This is a genomic window from Streptomyces sp. NPDC054849, assembly GCF_053610945.1.
On record NZ_JBSGZI010000068.1, the window covers coordinates 1 to 22,944 of the forward strand.

The 22,944-nt window shown below is 74.4% G+C and carries 19 protein-coding genes; 10 read left to right on the top strand and 9 right to left on the bottom strand.

All coding sequences use genetic code 11. From position 1 onward, the window contains the following. Positions 1-162 precede the first annotated feature (162 nt). On the bottom strand, positions 163-1,071 hold the full coding sequence (gene puuE / locus ACWGIF_RS25540; RefSeq protein ID WP_453500834.1) for an allantoinase PuuE: 909 nt from the start codon (positions 1,069-1,071) through the stop codon (positions 163-165). Between the two features lie 517 nt (positions 1,072-1,588). On the opposite strand from puuE, the gene ACWGIF_RS25545 reads away from it, so the two are divergent. Then, entirely contained in the window at positions 1,589-2,314 is a 726-nt protein-coding gene (locus ACWGIF_RS25545; protein WP_453500835.1) for a hypothetical protein, read from the top strand. Positions 2,315-2,623: 309 nt separating this feature from the next. Continuing rightward, positions 2,624-3,136: a hypothetical protein gene (locus ACWGIF_RS25550; RefSeq protein WP_453500836.1), complete on the top strand. Its 513-nt coding sequence runs from the start codon at positions 2,624-2,626 to the stop codon at positions 3,134-3,136. Between the two features lie 858 nt (positions 3,137-3,994). On the opposite strand, the gene ACWGIF_RS25555 is transcribed toward ACWGIF_RS25550, so the two are convergent. Further along, complete coding sequence (locus ACWGIF_RS25555) at positions 3,995-7,303, bottom strand: hypothetical protein (protein WP_453500837.1); 3,309 nt, start codon at positions 7,301-7,303, stop codon at positions 3,995-3,997. A 388-nt stretch (positions 7,304-7,691) separates the two neighbouring features. On the opposite strand from ACWGIF_RS25555, the gene ACWGIF_RS25560 reads away from it, so the two are divergent. Continuing rightward, a complete protein-coding gene (locus ACWGIF_RS25560) occupies positions 7,692-8,669 on the top strand; it encodes a helix-turn-helix domain-containing protein (RefSeq protein ID WP_453500838.1) in 978 nt (325 codons plus the stop codon). A 22-nt stretch (positions 8,670-8,691) separates the two neighbouring features. On the opposite strand, the gene ACWGIF_RS25565 is transcribed toward ACWGIF_RS25560, so the two are convergent. From ACWGIF_RS25565 to ACWGIF_RS25580, 4 genes are all read right to left on the bottom strand, one after another. After that, a complete protein-coding gene (locus ACWGIF_RS25565; RefSeq protein WP_453500839.1) occupies positions 8,692-9,084 on the bottom strand; it encodes a hypothetical protein in 393 nt (130 codons plus the stop codon). Positions 9,085-9,417: 333 nt separating this feature from the next. Beyond that, entirely contained in the window at positions 9,418-9,984 is a 567-nt protein-coding gene (locus ACWGIF_RS25570) for a CAP domain-containing protein (protein ID WP_453500840.1), read from the bottom strand. A gap of 521 nt (positions 9,985-10,505) precedes the next feature. Next, positions 10,506-12,458: a M28 family metallopeptidase gene (locus ACWGIF_RS25575; protein WP_453500841.1), complete on the bottom strand. Its 1,953-nt coding sequence runs from the start codon at positions 12,456-12,458 to the stop codon at positions 10,506-10,508. A 907-nt stretch (positions 12,459-13,365) separates the two neighbouring features. Continuing rightward, a complete protein-coding gene (locus ACWGIF_RS25580) occupies positions 13,366-14,046 on the bottom strand; it encodes a hypothetical protein (RefSeq protein WP_453500842.1) in 681 nt (226 codons plus the stop codon). Positions 14,047-14,824: 778 nt separating this feature from the next. On the opposite strand from ACWGIF_RS25580, the gene ACWGIF_RS25585 reads away from it, so the two are divergent. Together ACWGIF_RS25585 and ACWGIF_RS25590 are read left to right on the top strand one after the other, a co-directional pair. Further along, positions 14,825-15,925, top strand: coding sequence for an LLM class flavin-dependent oxidoreductase (locus ACWGIF_RS25585; protein WP_453500843.1), 1,101 nt, complete (start codon positions 14,825-14,827; stop codon positions 15,923-15,925). After that, positions 15,922-16,599, top strand: a complete 678-nt coding sequence (locus ACWGIF_RS25590; RefSeq protein ID WP_453500844.1) for a CE1759 family FMN reductase — start codon at positions 15,922-15,924, stop codon at positions 16,597-16,599. Before ACWGIF_RS25585 ends, ACWGIF_RS25590 begins: the two co-directional genes overlap by 4 nt. A gap of 252 nt (positions 16,600-16,851) precedes the next feature. On the opposite strand, the gene ACWGIF_RS25595 is transcribed toward ACWGIF_RS25590, so the two are convergent. Next, a complete protein-coding gene (locus ACWGIF_RS25595) occupies positions 16,852-17,712 on the bottom strand; it encodes a peptidoglycan recognition protein family protein (RefSeq protein ID WP_453500845.1) in 861 nt (286 codons plus the stop codon). A gap of 822 nt (positions 17,713-18,534) precedes the next feature. Here ACWGIF_RS25595 and ACWGIF_RS25600 point away from each other — a divergent pair. From ACWGIF_RS25600 to ACWGIF_RS25620, 5 genes are all read left to right on the top strand, one after another. Continuing rightward, positions 18,535-18,879: a CPBP family glutamic-type intramembrane protease gene (locus ACWGIF_RS25600; protein ID WP_453500846.1), complete on the top strand. Its 345-nt coding sequence runs from the start codon at positions 18,535-18,537 to the stop codon at positions 18,877-18,879. 1 nt (position 18,880) lies between these two features. Beyond that, positions 18,881-19,102, top strand: a complete 222-nt coding sequence (locus ACWGIF_RS25605; protein ID WP_453500847.1) for a hypothetical protein — start codon at positions 18,881-18,883, stop codon at positions 19,100-19,102. Between the two features lie 512 nt (positions 19,103-19,614). Next, positions 19,615-20,268 carry a hypothetical protein gene (locus tag ACWGIF_RS25610; protein ID WP_453500848.1) on the top strand — a complete coding sequence of 218 codons (654 nt, stop codon included), beginning with the start codon at positions 19,615-19,617 and terminating at the stop codon, positions 20,266-20,268. A 33-nt stretch (positions 20,269-20,301) separates the two neighbouring features. Beyond that, positions 20,302-20,604, top strand: a complete 303-nt coding sequence (locus ACWGIF_RS25615; RefSeq protein WP_453500849.1) for a hypothetical protein — start codon at positions 20,302-20,304, stop codon at positions 20,602-20,604. Between the two features lie 272 nt (positions 20,605-20,876). Then, positions 20,877-21,368: a hypothetical protein gene (locus ACWGIF_RS25620; protein ID WP_453500850.1), complete on the top strand. Its 492-nt coding sequence runs from the start codon at positions 20,877-20,879 to the stop codon at positions 21,366-21,368. Positions 21,369-21,827: 459 nt separating this feature from the next. On the opposite strand, the gene ACWGIF_RS25625 is transcribed toward ACWGIF_RS25620, so the two are convergent. After that, entirely contained in the window at positions 21,828-22,256 is a 429-nt protein-coding gene (locus ACWGIF_RS25625; protein WP_453500851.1) for a hypothetical protein, read from the bottom strand. A gap of 118 nt (positions 22,257-22,374) precedes the next feature. Next, complete coding sequence (locus ACWGIF_RS25630; RefSeq protein WP_453500852.1) at positions 22,375-22,914, bottom strand: DoxX family membrane protein; 540 nt, start codon at positions 22,912-22,914, stop codon at positions 22,375-22,377. Between the last annotated feature and the right edge of the window lie 30 nt (positions 22,915-22,944).

The following is a 22,944-nucleotide window of genomic DNA, read 5'->3' on the forward strand; positions in this document are numbered from 1 at the left end:
GGACTACATGAACGAGCGCTACGGCAGCCCCGTCGGCGCCTGGAACTTCTGGTCCGCCAACCACTGGTACTAAGCCACCAGCAGCACGGCAGCAGACGCACGCAAACGCCCGGCCGGGATCTCCCGGCCGGGCGTTTGCGCGTCTCCGGCCCCGGCGGGCCATCAGCGCAGCGGCGGGTGCGTGGCCAGCCAGTGACGCGCGATCTGCTCGCGCGTGGCGACCCACGCCCCGCCGCGCTGCGCGACGTGCTTCAAGAAGCCGTCGAGCGCGCGGATGCGGCCGGGCCTGCCGATGATCCGGCAGTGCATGCCGACGCTCATCATGCGCGGCCGCTCGGCGCCTTCGGCGTGGAGCACGTCGAACGTGTCGACGAGGTACGCGAGCATGTCCGACGCGGTCGTGAAGCCGTGCACGATCAGGAACTTGAAATCGTTGACGTCCAGGCTGTACGGCACCACGAGGTGCGAGCGGCCGCCCGACCCGGCGTAGAACGGCAGGTCGTCCGAGTAGTCGTCGCAGTCGTAGAGGAAGCCGCCCTCCTCGACGACCAGGCGCCGCGTGTTCGGGCTCGTCCGGCCGGTGTACCAGCCGACGGGCCGGCGTCCGACGAGCCGCTCGATCGTGGCGACCGAGCGGGCGATGTCGGCGCGCTCGACGTCCTCGGGCACGTGGCGATAGTCGATCCAGCGCCAGCCGTGGCCTGCCACCTCCCAGCTGGCGGCGCCCATCGCGCGCGCCGCGTCCGGGTTGCGTTCGAGGGCCTGCCCCACGGCGTAGACGGTGAGCGGTGCACCGTGCGCCGCGAGTGTGCGATGGATGCGCCAGAAGCCGGCGCGCGAGCCGTAGGCGAACATCGACTCGACGTTCAGATCGCGCCCGCCCACCACGGGCGGCGCACCGACGACCTCGTGAAGGAAGCCCTCCGACGCGCGGTCGCCTTCCAGGACGTTCTGCTCCCCGCCTTCCTCGTAGTTGAGGACAAGGCTGACGGCGACGCGGGCACCACCGGGCCACGCGGCATGGGGCGGCTCGGCGCCATAGCCGACGAGGTCGCGCTGATGCTCGGACACGGGCCGCACCCTACCGCCGATCGGACACCGCGTCAGAACAGCGCGGCCACACCCTTTCCCGGCGGCCGGCCGGACCGAAGCGGCGCCCTGGCCGGCCGGATTGAACGGCCCCCTGGCCCTTGCGTATGCACCCCTTCGCCGGCCCGGTGACAGGCCCTGTTCACTTCAAGCGGCGGCGCCCGCCGATCAGCGCCGGCAGCGGCCGGCGATCAGCGGCTGGGAAGATGTTCACGCGTTCCGGTTCCGGCCCGGCCTCCGTGGGTGACGCCCCCGATACTCGGTGCACCGGAGTCGGCCTGACGTCCGAGCCCGGTCACGACGGCCGGCCGCGGCTCCACCGCCCCGGCCGCCCGGCCGCCCGGCTGCCGGGGCCGGCGGGCGAGGCAGCCCGGCCGGGCAGATCAGCGCCGGCCGCCCGGGCCGCGCCGGGGAGCACCGTCAGACTGTCGGGCGTTGGACCGTCGAAGGGAGCGATTCGTTGCACACACCGCACCACCCGAGCGATGAGGAGGGTCTGATGAGCGCGGCCGACGAGGGACGGCAGTGGCCGGACGAGGTCAGTGTCGACAACGCGAGGACGACGCTGCTGCAGCTCCTCGCGCGGGCGGGGGTCCCCTCCGGTGACGCGCGGCAACTGATCGGGCTCCTGGAGGCGGGTGCCCTGGCTCTCGCACACGAGGAGCTGAGCGGCGGCCGGAGCGCGCCGGGGGACAAGGGCGAGGCGTACGCGTCGGGCTGGCTCGACGGCGCCGGCGCTCTCCTGGAGGAGCTCGGCGCCGTCGTCGAGCGGACCCTGACAGGGGTCGTGGGGGTACAGGGACAGGGCTCGGCGGGGGAGCGTCCCCGGGCCGGGCGTATGGAGGTGGAGCGGGCACGGGTGGCAGTCACACCTCTGTACCTGTCGTTCACCACCGTCTCGGAGCTGGATCCGGAGGTGACCGACGAGGTGCTCGCCGCCGTCCTCGGCACGATGAGCCCCCGCTCACGGGCTTCGTACACCGGGCGGCTGACGGGATTCGCCGCGGCCCACCGGGCCCGGCTGCAGCGGCTGTTCGCCGCGTACGGACCGGGCAGCGCCATCACGGTGCACGGCCGCTATTCGCTCCTGCACTCCGCCACGAGCATCGCCGTGCTGGAGCGGCTCCTCGCCGCGCCGCAGGAGCTGCGCGAGGAGTGGGACGCCGCAGCGCTGCCGCCCGCATGGCTGGACGGGCTCACGACCGCCTGGGACGCCCCGGCCTGACCGCCGGCCGGGGAACCTGCACAGCCGGCCCGCGTCGCGGAAGGGCGGGCCGACAAGACGTGGCGGGCCGCCGCCGCGCGCGTGTGCCGTGTGCCGTGTGCCGCGTGCCGTGGGGCGCACGGGCCCGCGGGCACAGCGGGCGGCGGCGTCCAGGCCGTCGTCGCCCCCTGCGGGCCTCGGGCCACCGCGCCGAGGTGACCGGCCGGCCGACCCTCTAGCCTGTGGCCTGCCGCCGGAGCACGACGCCCCGGCGGCGGGCCACACGGGTGCGGGGGACGGACGGACGTGAGCAGGAGCAGGAGAGGCGCCGTGTGGACGGCTGCCGCAGGGGTCGCGGCGCTCGCGGGCACCCTCGTCGCCGGCGGGATCGTCCTGGCTTCGGCCGAGGACGACAGCGGAGTCGGCTGGGTGAGGGAGCCCGCGGGCGCGAAGGCCCCGGCCCGCGCCGGGAAAGACCCCTCGCGCGCCACGGTCGCGGCGGAACTCGCCGCCGCCGCCACCGCTGCCGGGCTCACCCCGGGCGCTGCGTGGCCCGCCGAGGAGGGGGAGCTCGCCGACTGCATCGCGGACTGGACGGGCGACGGCCCCGCCGACGCCGGCCGGCTGGCGGCCCTCGAAACCGCCCTGGAGGAACGCGGCTGGCAGGTCACGGCCCGCCACGGCGAGCCCGTCCCGCAGGTGAAGCTGACCAGCGGCTCCTGGCGGCTGCGGTTCACCAACGGCGGCCTCCTCGACACCCTCTCGCTGGTGGCCACCCGCTCCGGCCGGACCTGCGACGAGGCCTTCCGCCGCGCCGAGGCGACCCGGGGCCCGCGGGGCTGACGCCTGTCTTTCGGATCGTGCGGCCGGCCGGCCGAGCCCGCCCCGCCGGTGCCGTGCACCGCACGGCCGAGGAACTCCCCTCGTACAGGCGTCCTCGAAGGCCCCGGCAACACGGCGGGGTACGGCCGGCGGGCATGGTGCGCGGCACGGCCGCGGCGGCTGCCGGCGGGGCACGGCCGGCCGGAGACGGGGCAGGGGCGTCGCGGGCGGTGGATACGCCGGGCTGCTGCCGTCGGGGTCCGTTGCCCGGGGGGCGGCGGTATGAGCGCCGGCGCCGGGGGTTCACCGGGCGGCCCCGGATGTCCGGCCGGGGAGGGGGCCGGACTGCGGGGCGTCCGGGTGCCGTACGGATCCGGGCGGCAGCCCGTCGTGCGGGCGGACCGGCCGCACGACGCCGGGGGGAAGGGCGCCATGCGGCGAGGCCCGCTCCGGAAGCTTCCCACCCGCAGGTGGCGGCTTCCGGTATCACGCGTCTAACCCGGCAGCCCGTCCCCAAACACCCTGCCCTCCAGAAGTTCTGAGAAGACGTCAGCGGGGGCGCCGGTCCGGCCGAGCAGCAGCGCGGCGGGCTCGGCGAGGGCGTCCTCGGGGAGTTCCTGTCCGGGGCGGGCGGCGGACCGGACGGCTCAGCCATGCCCGGCCGCCCGGCCGCCCGGCTGCCCGGCTGCCCGGCTGCCCGGCGGACTTCGGCACGCCGGCGCCCCGGATCACCCCGGGCCGCCCGCTCCCGCTCCACCGCCGCCTCCCCGCCGAGCCGTTACTCGGCGGGGAGAGAGAGCACCGGGAGCCGCCGACGCATCGCCGGCCCGCCGGGATACGGCCCGCCGGCCCGCCGGGATACGGGCCGGGTTCCCCCGGTCAGGCGAGGTAGCCGAAGAGGTCGACGATCACGTGGGCGGAGCCCCAGCCGAGGTTGGCGATCTCCACCTTGCCGTCGGCGCCCACCGGCACCGTCACCAGGTTGGCCACGGTCCGCCCGGTGGTCCAGTTGAGGTTGGAGGAGTCGGGGCGGGTGGTGCCCGACGGCCAGACGGTCAGGTGGCCGTCGGACTTCGGGTCGGTCACCGTCACGTTCAGCACGACCGCCTTGGCATGGCCGAGTTCACGGCTGCCGGAGAGGTCGAGCACGGTGCTCCCGCGCGCGGGCACCGCACCGGTGGTCCGGGTGTCGAGCATGCGCTGGGGGCCGGCGGTGTGGAAGGTGGCACCGGCCTGGTCGCCGGAGTAGTAGCCGAACACGTCGGCGATCAGGTGCACGGTGCCCCAGCTCGCGTTGAACAGCTTCACCGTGCCGTCCGCGCCGACCGGAATCACCACGTGGTTGGGCACGGTCTGGCCCGCCGTCCAGTTGAGGCTGGAGGAGGTGGGCCGCTCACCGCCCGACGGCCACACCGTCAGATGCCCGCCGTCCGCCGCGTCCGTCACCGTCACGTTCAGCACCACGGCCCTGACACCGCTCTGCGGGACCCCGCCACGCCCCGCGACCTGCAGCGTCATCTCACCGCGTGCCGGTACGGGGGTGGTGCCCGGCCGGCCCACCGCCGCGCGCGTATCCAGCAGCCGCGCCGGGCCCGCCGCGGTGTAGGTGGCGGCGCCGGCGTCCGCGGAGTAGTAGCCGGACACGTCGGCGATCAGGTGGGCGGTGCCCCAGCCCGCGTTGCGCAGGCTGACCTTGCCGTCCGCGCCGACCGGGACCACGACCTGGTTCGCCACGGTCCGCCCGGTCGTCCAGTTGAGGTTGGAGGAGTCGGGGCGGGTGGTGCCCGACGGCCAGGCGGTCAGGTGGCCGTCGGACTTCGGGTCGGTCACCGTCACGTTCAGCACGACCGCCTTCACCCCCGACTGCGGCACCCCCGCCCGGCCCGCGACCTGCAGCGACACCTCGCCGCCGGCCGCCACCGGCTCGGTCCCCAGACGGCCGAGGCCCTCACGGGTGTCCAGCAGCCGCGCCGGGGAGAGCGCGGTGAAACGCTCACCCGCCTGCGGGGCCGCAATGCCGTTGTTGGCGACGTGGATGCGCTGCCCGTCGGCGTCGGTCCAGACGATGTTCGCACCGGTACGGTCGACGGCCCAGGACCGCTGCGGCTGGCGGAAGGACTTCCACTCCTCGCCCTGGGCGAGCGTGCGCACCTGCACGGTGTTCTCCCCGCCGGAGGTCTTGATCCCGTCGTGGAAGTCGAGCAGCAGCAGCCGGCCGGTGGCCAGGTCCTGGCGCACCAGGTAGCCGTCGCCCAGCAGCGACTCCCGCCCCCAGGTCGCATGCGACCAGCCGGCGCTCTGCACCGGCACTGAAAGGGTCTGGCGGGTCACCGTGTCGTACACCCCGCTGGTGCGCACCGTGCCCTGGTCGTCCTGGCAGCCCCAGCTGACGAACCGTCCGACGGCCTCCAGCACGGTGGCCGGGCACGGCGTGGTGAAGGTGCCGCGGTCCGTCTCGCCCCGCATATCGGTGGCGTAGACGGTGGTGTCGCCCTGCCTCGAGGTCCACAGGGTGTCGCCCTGCACGGCGACGCCGGTCGCCTGCGTCTGGAACACCTGGGTACGGGTGTCGAGATCGCCGACGATCACCTGGTGGTTGGTCGTCCAGTTGCCGTACGCGGTCCGCGCGAGCACCACGTAGCGTCCCGCGGCGTCCGCGGTCTGCAGGCCGTCGACGTCACCGGTGGGTATGGTGCCGGCCCAGTCGCGGGAGCCGGTCTTGCGGAAGACGGCCGCCTTCCTGATCACCGGCTCGTGCTCCAGGTAGCGGCCGTCCCCGGTGGACCGCAGGCCGACGCAGCCGGCCTTGTGGCTGAAGCAGTCGCCGACGGTGTGCGTGCCGTCGAGGTTCTCGAAGGTGTTGACCGGGGTCGCGTCGTTCGAGACCCGGTAGCTGCGAAACGAGCCGGTGATGTCGCCCGGCTGGAAGTGGACGGTGTCCGAGGCGGCGGTGAGCACGCCGCCGCCGATCGACAGGCCGAAAACGGTCGCGGGCGCCGGCGGCACGTCGGCCAGCTTGCCGGCCTGCGGCCTGGCCGCGGCGTCCGAGGTGATCCGGTGCACGGCGGTCTGCGGCTGGCTCCCGTACGCGGGGGCCTTCAGGCTGCCGACCGCGATCAGCGAGCCGTCCGGAGCGGGCAGCAACTGGTCGTCGGCGAGCTCCAGCAGGAACTCGACGATTCCGGAGGTCGAGCCGACGGGCGCGAAGCGCACCGGACGGCCCCGGTTGTCGCCGGAGGTCCCCGCCCCGGACTCCGAGCTGACCAGCCAGTCGCCCAGCAGCCGCAGCTCGCCCGCCACCGGGTTGAAGTAGGTGGAACTCAGCACCGTCTGCGGCTGCGCCCGGTCCAGCACATCCACCATGTTCTGGCCACCGGTGCGCAGCACCCTGCCCTTGGCCAGCCGGAAGGTGTGCGTGAACTCGAACTCCCCCTCGTCGGGCAGCGCGGTGCTCTGCCCCGTCACGACGTCCACCAGGACGGAGTGGGTGAGGCCGTCCAGGCGGTGACGCAGGATCAGCGCGTTCTGGTCACCGTCGTGCACCGAGGGCGCGAGGACCGCACCGGCCGGCAGCGCCACCTGGGTGCGGACCGTGGAGGCGCCGTCCAGCCGGTTCAGGAACCAGCCCGTGACGGCCGAGGCGCTGCCCTCGAAGGTCAGCACGGTGCGCCCGTACGTCCCGGAGTAGCTCTGCCCGGCGGGGATCGTGACGGTGCCCAGCGCGGCCGGCCGGCCGGTCGCCAGGTCGTACAGGTCGACCCTGGCGGGCGCCTGCGCCGTGGCCGCCGTGTGGATCGCCGCGGTGTCGGAGGAGGTTCCGTAACGGTGGTCGGGAGTTCCCCGGTAGCCGCGGGAGGGCTCGCCGTCGACCAGGCCCCCGTCGACCGGAGCGGGCAGCCGCAGCCCGGTGTCGGTGGTGGCGCCGGTGTCGTAGCGGGTCCACAGCAACCGGTCGCTGCCCTCGCGGGCGTGCAGCAGGCCGGTGTCGCCGGCCACGAACAGCTGGTCCCTGGCGGGCAGGCCCCGCGGGGCCGCGGGCAGCACCAGCTCGGCGGGAGCGCCGGCGGCCGGGGCGGCGACCGCCTCGGGCAGGGCCGCGGTCAGCGACGCGACGCCCGTGACCAGGGCCAGCGTGGCGGCCCCCAGCCCCCGGCGCAGTCGCGACAGTCGTCTTACGGTCGGTTCCACAACCACCCTCTCGTGGGCGAGCACAGGAGGAAGGGGACCTCATGGAGCCGGCCCCGCGCAGCCGCTTTCGCGGGCCGGTCGGCCTGGCTCCCCGTGATCGGCCCCCCTCCGATCGTGTCGGAGCATAACAACGGCGATCACACGCCCGCACGGGAGTTCCCATACGGCCCACGGCCCCGCCCCGAACAAACCGGCTTTCCCTACGGGCAGGGCCCGCACTCGCCGGCGACCGAGATGCCGTGCACCGACGCCGCGTCAACCCCGCCCCCACAGGCCGTCAGTGATGAACCGTCAGTCCCTCATACGCGCCGCATCCGCTTCCCGGCGTACGCTGGGGACCGCGCCGCTCGCCGTGCCGCGCCCGCCGCCGTAGAGGACGCCCATCGCCATGCCCGATCAGCCGCACGCGGACCCGCCCGGCGCCGACAGCTTCCGGACCACCGACGTGGACGTCGCCCGCGACTGGCTGAAGGCGGCGTACGGGACGAGCCTGCGCATGAAGACACCCGCCCCGCACAGCTCCTTCCGGTACAGCCGCACCACCGCCGGCCCGGTCTCGCTCAGCACCCTGTCCTCGCCGACGGACTACGCGTATGCCACCGGCCCCCTGGGCGCGGTGGCCATCACACACGTGGTCGGCGGCCGCATGGCACGCGAGTGCGCGGACGACGTCACCCAAGCCGGGCCGGGCGACGTCCTGGCGATCTCACAGCCCCACCTGCCCTACGCGGGCCGCGTGTACGCGGCCGAGCTGCGCGCCGTGACGGTACCGCTCGCCCTGCTGGAACAGCTCGCGGGCCGCACGCCCGCAGGGACCGCCCGCCCGCTGCGCTTCACCCGCTTCACTCCGGCCTCCCAAACCCTGGCCGCCCACTGGAAGAGGACCGTCGCCTACGTCGAGGAGAGCGTCCTGGCCCTGCCGGCGGCCGGCGAGCCCCTCATGATCGACGCCGCCGCCAGGATGCTCGCCGTGACCGTCCTGGCCACCTTCCCCAGCAACGCCCGCCCCGAGCCCGTGCTCGCGGACACCCGTGACGCGACACCGCAGACCGTCCGCCGGGCGGTCGCCTTCATCGAGTCGCAGCCGGATGCCGAAATCGGCCTGGGCGAGATGGCCGCGGCCGCCGGCGTCACCCCCAGGGCCCTGCAGTACGCCTTCCGACGCCACCTCGGGACGACACCGACGGCCTACCTGCGCCGCGTACGGCTGGCTCTGGCCCATGCCGATCTGGTCGCCGCACACCCCGCCCGCGACACCGTCACGGCCATCGCCAACCGGTGGGGCTTCCATCACCAGGGACGCTTCTCGGCCGCCTACCGTGCCGCCTACGGTGCCCCTCCCCGGCACACGCTGGCCGGGCCCTGAGCGGACCACAGGTCACCACAGGTCAGCAGTCCTGCGCGTCCGCCGCCCCGCCGCCCGCCGGCGCCGTCCCGGGCCGGACGACCAGCAGATGGTTGCCGCGGGTGGCGACATCGAGGCCCGCCTCGCGCAGGATCACCGCCAGGGCCGTGCGCAGCGCCCTGTGCAGGCCGTTCAGGGAGGTGAACCGGGAGAGGTCCCCCTCGTGCCCATGGACTTGAACGGTCGGCCGCAGCACCTCACGGGCGACCCACCCCACCATGACCCCCTCCGCAACCGTCCACACGCGCAGGCCGTCGCCCCCCTGCGGCGTCGTGTCGAAACCGGCCCGGGTCAAGATGCGCTGCACCCGCTCGCAGCTGTCGCGGGTTCCGTCCTCGGGGGACTCGGCGGCCGGTGCGGTCGGTGTGGGTGGCATGTGCCCTACTTCAGCGACCCGGCGGCGCCGGCGAAAGCCGCTGCACGAAGAGATCCGCGGGCGACGAGCCGGAAAACGAAGCAGCCGGCATCCGGCGCGGCCCGCCCCGCCCGCAGGGCCGCCCTCACGACACGGCGCTGCGCGGGCGGCCTGACAGGTCGCCGAGGCGGCGGCCGAGCCCGCGAAGCCCCGTCCGTGGCCGAAGATCCGGCGAGCGCGGCATCCACCGCGAACGCGAAGTGCCGCTTCATCACGCCCCGCGCGCACCCTGTCCTGGCCGCCCGTCAGCCTGCGACGCCGGTTGCGCCGCGGACGAACGCGTGCGGCCCCGGTTCACTGCTGGCAGCGCCCGAAGGTCACGACGTAGGTTCCGCCCTGGCTCGCCCCGGCCCCGGCCGGATCCGCCGCACCCGGCTGGGCCCAGGCGCCGATCTCCCGCATCGACGGGTCGAGGATGATCTGGCGGTGGCCCCACGTGCTGACGTTCATCCACCAGTTGACCGCGGCGTTCGGGGTCCCCGAGCCGCCCCAGCCGGTGTACGTGATCTCGGCGACGGCCCATGACCTGGGGTTCGGACAGTAGCCCGCGGCCTTGATCCGGCTCTGCGGTGTCGAACCGGTCTGCGGGTTGCGGTGCGAATCCTTGCCCGGTCCCCACCACTTCAACTGCACGGCGGCGGCGGAGTGCTGCTGCGCCGCAGTGGTCAGGGCCTGGTTCGTGGTGAGGGCGGAGAGCCCCCTCTGCGTGCGCTGGGCGTTGATGAGACAGACCAGCGCGTTGCGAACGGCGCTGTCGTTGCTGCCGCTCGGCGCTCGGGCAGCGGCCGCAGCGTCGCACGCGACGGCCGTCGCCGGTGCTGCCGAGACCGGTACCAGCGCGGCCGACAGAACGCCGGCCACAGCGAGACTCCGTGCGATTGCGGTGATCGAAGCATGCCTGCTCAAGGAGGTCCACCTCCTGCGAACACGAACAGTGGTTTCCGGCGGTGCAGGCGCCACGTCGCGCAAGGGGCGGCACGTGGCACGGCCCGCCGCTACGGCTTCTCCTCCAGGCTGCCACCCCCTGCACCCACTCGCTATCCGGCCACGGGCAGACGCACCGGCAGACGTACCACCCCCGGCGTATCGACACCGCTCTCCCCAGGACTTGGCCCCCGGCCGGGTTCCTTGTGGCTGGTGCGGTCTGACGCATCCTCGCCTTCACGGCCTCCGCAAGCCACCGCCGGCGCCACCTCGACGGGCACAGCCGGCGTGGACGGGACCGTCCGCCGCAGCGCCCGCCGTGTCACCGACGACCCGCGCCGCCGCGCCGTCCTCACACCACCACACCTCCGGCGCCGTGCAACGCACTTCGACGCCGTTGTGCGCCTGCTGCGGCCCCACAGGCCCTACAGGCAGGCCTACAGGCCCTACAGGCAGGCCTACAGGCCCGCGAAGGTCAGGGCGGTCGCGGTGACGGAGCGCGCGATCGCGGCCGCGTACCGGGTGTCGTGGTCCTCATCGAGGAGGGTGTCGCCAGGCGTGTGGTACTGCCGGGTGCCGGTCCCCGGTCCGCCGCCAGGACCGAAGATGTCCTCGGAAACGGCGATGGCCGCCCATCCCCGCTCGTGGAAACTCGCGTGGTCGCTGCGCCCCAGGGCCGGGTCCCCGGGCCCGGTGAGCTGCTGGATCGCGAAGCCGGACGCGAGGGCCGGGACGGTCCGCGCGACCAGGCCGCCGAGCGCGTCGGAGGCGGCCACGACCGGCCCGGGTACCGAGGAGCCGGCGTGGATCTCCACCGTGGGCGTGCTGCCGTCCTGCAAACCGGCGATCATGTCCATCTGGAAGACGCCCGCGATGCGGTCGCCCGCCGCCGCGGCGGCGCGCGCGTAGCGTTTGCTGCCGACGAGCGCCTGCTCCTCGGCGTTGAAGAGAACGAAACGCACATGACGGGTGGGTGCTCTGCCGTCCGCGACGAGCGCGTGCAGACACTCCGCCGCGGCCATGACCGCCGCGGTGCCGCTCCCGTCGTCGTCCGCACCGGGCGCCGGGTCCACCGCGGGGTCGTAGGGGCGCCGCTCGCCGTCGGCATCGGTGAACTCACCGCTCTCCGCCGTCGAATCCAGATGTCCGGTGATGAGCACGGCGCAGTCGGCCCCCTCGACGCGATGCTCCGCCTCGACATTGAACAACTGGCGTCCCCGCCACCTGAACGCATGCCGCCGGACCACCAGCCCCAGGTCCTGGAAGTGCCGGACCAGCGCGTCCACGACGAGTCCGTTGTCCGCACTCGCCGCATCCCGGCTGCGGACCTTCAGCGCCTCGCCCGGGACCAGCGGTTCGACGCCGGAGATACGCGCCACGTGAGCGTGCAGCGCCTCGGGTGTCACGGCCGCGCGTACGGCCGCGATCGTCTCGGGGGAGGGGAGACCATCACCCACCCCTTCGAACCCGTCGGGCAGGGCCTCGGCGAATCCCTGCGCCTGCCTCTCTCCAGGGCGCGACAGGAGCGCCGGGTCGGGGAGCAGGCGCTCGGTGTGTCCGGGCTTGGCTCCCTGCCGGTGCACGTCCTCGATCGGGACACCGGCGGGCGCCGCGACGTACACACCGCCCGGCGCCGGCCCGAGCGACACGATCGGCCGCGGGTACCCGGTCAGCTCGCCGGAGGCGAAGCAGAACGCGGACGCGGCGCGTACGGCCCCTTCGGCCCCCGTCCTGGATTCCTCCGAGACGCCCGCGACGGCCTCCGGTACCGGGACCGGGCGGTCGTCCCTGACCAGGAACGCCGCCGTGTCCTCCACCTGTCCCCGCACGTCGGCCGTGAACCCGCCCTGTCGCAGCGCCTCGACGCCGAGTGCGCTCGCCATGGCGAGCACGAGCCCGGGGGAGGCGACATGCACGGGAACGACCTCGGCGCCGTTCGCCACCGCCTCCAGCGCGGCCAGGCTCCGGCCCTGCGGCAGGTCGATCCTCGTCCAGAAGACGGGGCGGTCCTCGACGGCGGCCCGGGTGAACACGGGGTGGGCGGCGACGCGCAGGCCCGCCGTGCGGGCGAACGCGCGCTCGTCGTGGTCCTCACCCACGAAGACGCAGTCGTCGGCCGCGCCGCCCGTGCTCGCGACCGCGCCGTCGAAGATCGCACGGCTGGTCTTGGGTCCGAAGTGCAGGAGGCGGTCGTCCGTGAACCTGCCGGGAAATACCGCGTGGAGTGCTTCGGCGGCCCGCGCGGCCGCATCCTGCCCGGTGCCCGGATTGGAGATGATGCCCTTGCGTTCCCCGGCGAAGGCATCGAGGACCCGCAGGACACGAGGGCGAGGACGCAACCGCAGCGATCCGTCGGCCTCGAAACGGGCATCCGCCAGCGTCGCCCCGATGTCGAAGAAGAGCGTGGTCATCTCGGCGCCCTCCGATGGTTGAACGGCGCACAGTTGAACGGCACACAGGGGACGGCGCCGGTGTGAGCAAGCCCCGCGACCGTCGTCCCGCGCAGTGGCCCGCACCACGCGCACACTGCTCTCTGAAGACCCCCTTCATCTCCCCCCTTCATGGTCCGTCCGCCGCCGTGTTCCCGCACTACGGCATCAGACCGTTCAACCGCCTTGAGGCGAGCGGGCGTGGGGCCGTGATCCGTGTGGACGCGGAGCGTGTGCGGGAAGGCCGGCCGGCATGGACTCTCACCGCCTGCGGTGGACCGTCGCCCCAGGCGTTGCGGGCTGACCGGGACTGCGTCGCACAGTGCATGGGCAGGGCCCCGTCCCGGTTGCGGGGAGGCCGGGCCGGACGTTCCCTTCTGAGCCGGCTCCTCGCGACCGCTCGGTGACCGGGGCGTGCGGACCGGTGCCGGCACCGCGCCGGACGGGCCCAGGTGTGGGTGTGCCGACCGGCAGCCAACACCGGGTGTAGGGCGGCACTCTGGCAAGGGCGGTCCATGCGTGCGGCATGCGGCATGCGGCATGCGGCATGCGGCGTGGGGCGTAGGGCGGGGGACGGGGGACGGGGACGGGGCCGCAGGCCCGGGACTGCCACTCCTGGCACGCGCGGTGGCACCGGCGCCTGTGCGCGGCGGCCGGGAGCCCTCCGCCTACGGCCGGCCGGCCCTGCTGCAGGGCGGGTACGTCGGGGCGTGGTCGAACGCCGGCCACAAGCGCTCGGTGCAGAGCCTCGCTCCCGGCCCCCGGGCCGGGTCGCGCTCGCCCCGCCCCGCCCCGCCGGCCCGCCCCGCGCCGCCGGCCCGCCCCGCCGGCCCGCCCCGCGCCTCGGGGGCACCGGGGCATCCCGCCGTCAGGACGCTCTTCCGCCGGCCTACTGCGTCCCGTTCCCCCGCGCTCCCGCATCGACCGGCCCCGGCGAGGAGGAGTCCGGCCGAGAGTCCGGCTGAGAACCCTTCCTCGACCGACTCCGGTCGCCTGCCCACACCCCCGCACCCACCAGCACGGCCGCCCCCGCTCCGTACAGGGGCAGCCACAGGGTCGTCGTGGCCGCCAGGCACTCGGCGACGGCCTTACGGCGCTGCGCCTCCTGCGCGTACGCCGCAGCAGCGCCGTCACCATCAGCCAGGCCCGCCACCGCGGCCCTCGTGCGGATGACCTCGTACCTGCCGAGCCCGTCGCACCCGCTGCGCGTGCCGGGCATCGGAAACAGCCAAGCCCAGCGCTGCATCATGGGGGCCAGCGCGATCGCCGCACACAGGCCGACCACCAGCGAGTAAGCGACCAGCCCGCGCATGTACGCCGATCCGATGCCGGGCGTCCACGCCGGCCGCCCCCGGAAGGCGAAGACCACCGCGAACAGCGTCACCCCGATGTACGTGGCGAACCACTGCCAGGAACCCTGCGCGAGCGCGAACGTCAGCACGGCGGCGAGTCCGATGCCGATGACCCCGGCCTGACCGCCGGCGTCATCGCCCGCTCCGCCCGCTCCGGGCGATCCGGGCGATCCGGTCGATCGAGGCCTACGGGTTCCTCGGGGACGGGGATCGCTCACGGGCCTCTCCTGCCGGGTCGGAGGCATCGGCACCAGCATCCGCCGCCCGCCGCCGCAGAGCCGGGCGCCATGCCGGACGGGTCCGGACGGCGCCCGAATGGGGGAGCCGCCACCCGAGCGGCCCCGGGGCTGCACGGCAGGTCCTCCCGGCAGCCGTGCAGCGGCGCATTGAGCCGGCTTTCAGTCAAAAGGCGCTGCAGCACGGCAATCGGGCGTGGACGACCACGACGATGCACCCGGCTTCCGGCTTCCGGCTTCGGGCTTCCGGCTTCGGGCTTCGGGCTTCGGGCTTCGGGCTTCCGGATGCCACCCGGGCCATGGGCGTCCGGGGAACCTGCCCCCTGCCGAACGGGACGCGCGCCGCGGCAGGTCCCGCTCGGCAGTGGACCGGCGTGGACGATGCGCGCCCGCCCGCTCCGCACCCTCACCGTGCTGACCGTGCGGCAGCCCCTTGCGCCACCGCCTCCGCGGCCTGCGCCGCCCAGGACGCCAACCGGCGTTTCCGGCCGGGAGCGGCTCATCACCTGCCGGTCCGCCGAAGCCCCCACCCCCGGCCTGCCGGCGCACCGTCGGCGACAAGGCCGCACCCGCACCCGCAACCGCAGGCGTCACCATCTGCGCCGCACGCCACGCCACGCCACGCCGCCCGGACGGGCCCCGGGGGCCCCGGCCCTGGTCCGCCCGCGCGGGCGGCCCGCGTGCGGCGTCGGGAATACCCCGGCCGCACCTCCCGTTCCCGGTATGGTTGAAACATAAACAAGTTCTGGGAAGGGGAGCCATGCAGTTCGGGATCTTCACCGTCGGTGACGTCACGGCCGATCCGACGACCGGACGCGTGCCCAGCGAGCACGAGCGCATCAAGGCGATGCTCGCCATCGCGCTGAAGGCCGAGGAGGTCGGCCTCGACGTCTTCGCCACCGGCGAGCACCACAACCCGCCGTTCGTCCCCTCCTCGCCGACCACGATGCTCGGCTACATCGCCGCACGCACCGAGAACCTGATCCTGTCCACGTCGACGACGCTGATCACCACGAACGACCCGGTGAAGATCGCCGAGGACTTCGCGATGCTCCAGCACGTCGCGGACGGCCGCGTCGACGTGATGATGGGCCGCGGCAACACCGGACCGGTCTACCCCTGGTTCGGCAAGGACATCCGCGACGGCATCGACCTCGCCATCGAGAACTACGCGCTGCTGCGCCGCCTGTGGGATGAGGACGCCGTCACCTGGAAGGGCAAGTTCCGCACACCACTGCAGTCCTTCACCTCCACCCCCCGCCCCCTGGACGGCGTCGCGCCCTTCGTGTGGCACGGCTCCATCCGCTCTCCGGAGATAGCCGAGCAGGCCGCCTACTACGGCGACGGCTTCTTCCACAACAACATCTTCTGGCCGGCCTCCCACACCCGGCAGATGGTGAACCTCTACCGGCAGCGCTACGCCCACTACGGCCACGGCACTCCCGAGCAGGCCGTCGTCGGGCTCGGCGGCCAGGTGTTCATGCGCAAGAGCTCGCAGGACGCGGTGCGCGAGTTCCGTCCGTACTTCGACAACGCGCCGGTGTACGGCCACGGCCCGTCCCTGGAGGAGTTCACCTCCCAGACACCGCTGACCGTCGGCTCGCCGCAGCAGGTCATCGAGCGAACCCTGTCCTTCCGCGACTACGCCGGCGACTACCAGCGCCAGCTCTTCCTGATGGACCACGCCGGCCTGCCCCTGAAGACCGTCCTGGAGCAGCTCGACCTGCTCGGCGAGGAGGTCGTACCGGTGCTGCGCAAGGAGTTCGCCCACCTGCGCCCGGCCGGCGTGCCGGACGCGCCGACACACTCCGCCCGCGTGACGGCGGCCCGGCAGAGCGCGAAGCAGGAGACGCAGGCATGAAGCTCATCGTCGTATCGGCGGGACTGAGCTCGCCCTCCTCGACGCGGCTGCTCGCCGACCGGCTCGCGGCCGCGACGCTGGGCCACGTGAAGGCCGAGCCCGAGGTGATCGAACTGCGAGACCTGGCGACGGAGACCGCCCAGCACTTCGTCACCGGGTTCCCGCCCGCCCGACTGGCCGCCGCGCTCGACGCAGTGGCAGCCGCGGACGGCCTGATCGCCGTGACACCGGTGTTCGCGGCCTCCTACAGCGGCCTGTTCAAGTCCTTCTTCGACGTCATCGACAAGGACGCACTCACCGGGAAACCGGTGCTCCTCGGCGCGACCGGCGGCACCGCCCGCCACAGCCTGGTCACCGAACACGCCATGCGCCCCCTGTTCACCTACCTGCGCGCGCTCGTCCTGCCCACCGCCGTGTACGCGGCCTCGCAGGACTGGGGCGAGGCGGGGCTGGCGCAGCGGATCGCCCGTGCGGGCGCGGAGCTGGCGCGCTTCATGGCGCCCGCCGCCCGGCACGCCGCCCCGGATGCCGGCACCGCCCCCGACGTCGACACCGCCGTCGCGATCGCACCCCGTTCGCTGACAGGGGCGATCACCTCGGTGGCTCCGGTGGACGGCTTCGGGAGGGTGCCGTTCGAACAGCGGCTGGCCGCGCTGCAAGCCGAGTCGTTGTAGGAGCCGCAGTCGCTGCGGACATCGTGCGGGGACCGGCCGCGTCGGGCCTTCTGGTGGCCGGTCCGGATTCCCGGTGCGGTGTTCGCCCCCGCAGGCGAGCCGCCCGGCGCCGGGCCGTGTTCACCACGGCGATACCGACCGCCCCTGCGCCTGCCGCGCAGGCATGCACGCCCGACCGGAGGCATCAGGAGCACCGCATGCCGGGGGTGACCCGCAGCCCGCGTCTTGCGAAGGCTTCGGGCTGCGGCCCGCTCAGGGCAGGAGACGGCCCGCAGGAAGGTACTCCGGGAGGTTTGCCGGCAAGGCCGAGCCCGGCTCGGTGGGGACCCGGTGGACCAAGTCCCACAGCGGGTCTGACACCTGGTCCGGCTCCGCATCCGCATCCGGCTCCGGCTCCGCATCCGCACCCGCATCCTGCACGGGCGTGCTGAGGCGGGCGGCGACATTCCTGCGCAGTGCCGGGAGCAGGGCGTACAGGCGGTCGCCCGGACAGGCCGTGGCGTTGAAATCGCGGTGGCCGTAGATCTCCGACGCGGGCAGCCCGTACTGGCTGCAGATGTGGGCGCACAGATCGGCCAGCGCCGCGTACTGCGCCGCCGGCGGGGCCTGTGACGTGTACGTGCCCTCGTTCTCGATGCCGATCGCCACCGAGTTCTGCCCGATGCAATGCGCTGCGCGCACCTGACGGGTGCCGGCGCGCAGCTCGGCGAGGCTGTTGTGGCGGCCCTCCATCACGAACGCCCCGCGGCTGACGGTGAAATGCTGACCGGTGTCGATCCAGCCCTGCGCGTCCATGTGGTACGTCTGGATCGCACGGGCCAGGGCGAAAGCACGCCGCTGCGAATAGTCCGTCACGTTCGCCGTCGCCGTGTGGTGGACGATGATGCGCTCGGGGCGGTCGGCCAGAATGACGACCGGCTCGGACGCGGCCCGCGCGCCCCAGGTGGCGCAGCCGATGACGTTCGGGCCGGCGGCGGAGTGCGCGCGTCCGGCCGCGGCCAGCGGCAGCGCCGCTCCGACGGCCAGGGCGAACCCGCCCGTGAGGACTGCCCGGCGGGTGTACTGGGACTGGGCCGCTGCGTGCGCCGGCGGCTGGTCCAGTGCGGAGGTCATACGGTGCCCGTTTCCGTAGGAGGCTGCCCATTGAAGGGGACCCCGGCCGCACGGGCCGCGCAGACACACCGCGCCACGGCCAGAGTGCCCCCGCCTGGCCCGACTTCGTCGCCGAGATCAGCGCCGGCACCACCGGAGAACACCGCACCCGGAACACCCCCGGCTGCCGGCGCACACGAAACGCCCTGCCTGCTCCGGCCTCAACAGCACCCCCGCGCAGCACCTTCCCCAAGCGGGCCGCTGAAAGGTGTACCTGGATACACCCCACTTCGGCATCCACGTGCAAGGACGCACCGGACCCCCACCGGCAGAGTCGACCGCGGGGCGTGACAGCCGCGTCCCCGGCGATCCACGGGGAGGCCGGGCAGGATGCCGGACGACAAGCAGGGGCAGCGGCGAGCGCCGCAGAGCGGATGGGCGGTGCAGGCAGGGGTGTTCCTCGCCGTCGCCTTCGGGGCGGCGGGAACATGCGGGGCCCTCCAGCCCGCGACCGGGATACCGCCCGAGGTGGTGCAACTGACCCAGTCCGGCCCCGCCCTCGCCGTGGTGGCCGTGGCACTTTTGTGGCCCTGGCCGCATCAGGGACCGGCTCGCGGGAACCCTGCCCGCCCGCGTCGGCGCAACCCTGCCCGCCCGCGGCAGTGGACCGGCAGGCCGCCAGGGGCGGATGCCTGCCGGACCCCGGGCGGCCCTCCTGCTCACCCGCCCTGATCATCGCCCTGTGTGCGGGCGGCGGCCTGCTCACCTCCGGCTCGCTCCCCGTCACCAGCCCGCCGGCCCTGGCACACTCCCTCGCCCTGCTCGTGCCCGCCCAACTCCTCGGTGCCTGCGCCGAGGAGATCGGATGGCGCTGCCATCTCCAGCCCCTGCTGCACCCGCTTCGGCCCGCTCACCTCCTGCGTCCTGGTCGGGATGGTATGGGGCCTGTGGCACGTGCCGGTCCTCGCACAGGAGCCGGCGTACGCGGCCGGCTTCCTGACGGCCACCGTCGCGATGTCCGTGATCCTCGGCCTGGCCCTGGAACGCGTGCGGAGCAACCGGCTGCTGCTCGCCGGCGGCTTCCACACCCTGGTCAACCTCGGCATGCTGTTCGTGACGGACGAGACGTCCCCGGCGGCCGCGCCGATGATGATCCTCGGCGCAACAGCGCAACACCGGGCGCGCTGACATGACGGAACCACAGGTGGGCATGGCGCAGGCAGACGGACGAACCGGCATCGGGGACACGCTCGCCGACATCGGCCGCTGCCAGCTCCTCTCGCTCGCCGCGCTCGCCGTGTCCGGGGCCGGCGCTCTCGTGGTCGGGGCGCTGCTGCTCCTGCCCGCCGGCATCGGCTTCCTCCTGCTCCCTCCCGCCGCAGCGGTCCTGCGCCGCATGTCCGACCGCTAACGCGACTGGGCCACCGGCTGGACGAGCACCGTCATCAGCCCGCCGCAACCGCTTCCACCCCGGCCGATCCCACCCCGGAACACCGCCGGCCGCCACCGGCAGGCCCGGGCCCTCCTCGGCGACGACGGGTTCTGGCACGACCTGCGCTGGGCCTGGGCGGAGCCGTGGACGGGCGCACTGCTCGCCGCGGTACCGCCGGCCGGGTGCTCGGCGTCGCCCCGGAACGTGTCACCGGACACCGCCGACACGCCCGCATCCGTCCGCGCCGGCCCGGGTGAACGGGGGGCGGCCGCGGTCACTGTTTCCTGAGCGCACGGGGAAGGTTGAGGCCGCCGGCGGCACCGGCGCTGCGCCAACCCGGCAACGTGTCGCAGACGTGTGCCCGTGGACACCGGTGGAAGGGCCGGGTCCCACGTACGGTCGAGCAACCGGCCGGCCCGCGCAGTTGGCGCCGCCCACCTGTGGCCGGGGTCGGCCCCTCCTCGACGCCCTGACCGGAACAGGAACAGCCGATGCTTCTCTACGCCCAGACCCCGGCACGGCGCAACCGCCAGGTCGTCGCGGACCTGATCGCCGTGGTCCTGGTCGCCGCCGCAGTGAAGTTCGCCCTGGCCGTCCACGGCGCGATCATGCTGCTGGCCGAGCCGGGACGTGAGATGGAGAGCTCCGGCGAAAGCCTCGCCACCGCCCTCGACGACGCGAGTGAGACGGCCTCGAAGGTGCCTCTCGCCGGCGACCTCCTGAAGAAACCGTTCCAGTCCGCGGCCGACGCCGGCACCGGGCTCGCCGACGCAGGACAGTCGCTCCAGGACATCATCAGCCAGGTGGCCACCCTGGCCACCCTCGCCCTGATCGTCCTGCCCGTGGCCCTCGTACTCCTGCTGTGGCTCCCCCCGCGCCTGCGCTGGATCCGCCGCACCGCCACCCTCCGACGTCTTCTCCACGCACCCGGAGGCGCCGACCTGCTCGCCCTGCGCGCCCTCACCGGCCCGCCGGGCGACCTCTCCACGCTCCCCACCCCGCCGGGCGGCCTCGCAGACGCCTGGCGCCGCGGCGACCGGCACGTCGTCGCCGCTCTGTCCGAGATCGCCCTCAGGCGAGCGGGCTTGCGGCCCGGACGGGCGGAGCAGGGAGGGATGGAGCGCGGCGCGGAGGGGGAGCCGTAGCCGGTCGAGGCGACGCAGGGGAGGGCCCGGGGCATGGGCATGGGCATGGGCATGGGCACGGTGGTGCGGGTGGTGTCAGCCGTCCTGGCGGCTGGGGGACTGGCCCCAACCCTGGTGCGGGCCGCACGTCGTGAGGCCGAGGCCGAGCGGGTCCGGCTGGCGGAGCAGGCGCGAGTCCAGGCCGTACGGTCGCTGGAGGCGGTCTGGGGGATAGGCGACCGTCTGGGGGATGACCGCGCGTTCGAGGAGTACGTCGCGGACTCGGTGCCGCCGGGACGGCAGCACCGAGTCCGCCGGGGCCCGTGGGCGATGCGCACGACCCGGGCGCCGACGTGACGGGCCGGCTGCCGGACGGCCGAAAGCTCGTGGTGCAGTGCAAGCGCTACATCGGCCGGTCCGCAACCCCCGGAAGCGGCCCCCGGACAGCTGAACACCCACCCCGGGGCAGCGGCCAGGGCCAACGCCCTCTGCCGGGCCCGGCAGCCGCGGGCGGCCGCCTTCACCCCCTCGGCGCGCCGGTTGCGGGGCTTCCCGTTCCGCGGCAGAGGCCCGGGTGGGCGATCATGCTGGTGTGGTGAGGGTTCGGCTCGGGCACGGAGGGTTCGGCAGTGGAGGCTGTACGGGGGGCGGAGTTCGTGACGGTCGCGGGTCTGGTCGCGGCGGTGGCGCAGGGGCAGAGCGGGGCGCTGTGGCGGCTGGAGGGCATCGACCGGCAGCTGGACGCGAACCTGGTGCGCCACCTGCCCGGGACCGGCGGCGCGGCGTACACCGAGGACGAGGTCGATGTGATGCTGGTCGTCGTCGCGGGCGGCGGCACCCTCACCCTTGACGGCAGCCGGTCTCAGCTGACCCCCGGATTCCTCGGCCTGCTGCCGCGCGGCACATCCCGGGCGCTGCTGGCCGGCCCCGACGGACTGATCGTCCTGACGGTCCACCGCAGGCGCCGGGGGATGAGCATCGGACGGACCACCCCGCTCGCTGCGCCTCGGCCGTGCCCGGTGCACCTGGTGTGCGGCCGGTGTCACCGCCACGCGATCGAGGCGGACGCCCGCTACTGCACCGGCTGCGGCACGGAGTTGACGCCCCGCCCCGCAGCCTGACCCCACGCCGTACGCGATGCCGGTACGAGAAGACACCGAACACCAGATGCGGGGGCCGGCCACCAGAGGCTGCGACGGGACCGCTCCCCGGCCACGCCGGCCGAAGGGGTACCCGGCGGCGGTCCGGCTGCCGGCTGTCACGGCCTGCCCGGGATCTCTCCCCTTGCCCGGGCGGCGAATTCGGGGGGCGAAGAGAGGCGCGGCATGTCGGCCGGGAACCGGGCGCCGCCCGCGTCCGCCCGGCCGGACGATCGCGGCGAGCACCGCCTCCCGCTCGCGGCGCCAGGGCCGGCGCGCCCGGCCGTCGCCGATTCGAGACTCCCTGCGCGAGCGGCCGGGCCGGCGCGGGCGGTCGCCGTGCGGGGCAGCGCAGCGTCCGGTGCTGCTCGCAGGAGCCCGCGCCGGGGCGGGGTCGCCTCGAACGCGGCGTCGGCGGCGTCCCGGACGATACGCCGGTGGTCACGTGCGGTCGCGCCCCGGGCGGCCTCCCCCGTCCTCGGGCCGGGCCTTGTTCCCCTGCGGCCCGGCCCGCAGGTCCAGCATGGCGAGGAGCGAGGCCAGGTCGTCGGGGCCGGTGGTACGGGACGCGACCGCCTCGTGGGCGCGCTCGCGAGGGCCGGCGGCGCCCGCGGAGGTGTCCCGGCACCGCGGCCCGCCCGTGACACCCGGCCCGGACCCGCCCTCCCCGCCGGAGCACGAGCGGTGCTCGGCGGCGCTCACGCAGACGGCGGCGATACCTGCGCCATGGCGCCGCCGGGCGCCGCAGGCGTTGCGGGCGCTGCGGGCGACGACGGCCAGTGTCTGCGTCCACAGACGCCGGCCGAGCGCGGCCGGCCGGCGCGGCGGGCCGGCGAAGACCGGCCGGGCGGTGCGACGGGCGTGTGCCATGTCGTGCTCCTCGTCGTTCGGTCGGGTCCTGGACCGGCTTGCGGTCAGGACCCGCGGTCGTGCGATCCGTACGGCTGCCGGCCGGGGGACCGGGCTGCGCCGGCAGCTGGGCCCCTCATCAGCGGGAGCCGGTGAGGGAAGCCGCGACCGCCTTGGCGCGGCCGGCCGTACTCGCCGCGGCCGCTTCGACGGGGCGGCGGACGGCCTTCACCGGGTGCCGGCGGTCGAGTGCGTGGCGGGAGCGGTAGGCGAGCGAGGGCTTGCCGTGGGTGTCCGCGGCGGCGATGAGAAGCCCGCCCAGTGCGGAGAGGTCGGTCAGGAAGTGAGCGCGCTGCCGCGCGCGTTCCTCCGGGTCCTCCACCGTCCAGAAGGCGTGTGCGGCAAGGGAGGTCGGCACCAGCGCGGCGGCGAGCGTGAGCGCGGCCAGGCGCGGGACACGCCCCGTCGCGAACAGCAGACCCGCCGCGGCCTGGATCGTGCCGGTGACGCGCACCAGCTGCAGCGGATCCCGGGCAAGGTCCGGGACCCGCTTCCCGAGGGCCCGCACGACGGGTTGGGCGACTTCCGCGACGGCCTCGGGGCGGCGCAGGGTGTGTAGTCCGCCGGTGACGAACGGAGCGGCGAGCAGGGGGCGGGCGAGTTTTCGCAGAGCAGCCATGTCCCGCTGCTGCCCCCACCCGGCCGGTCC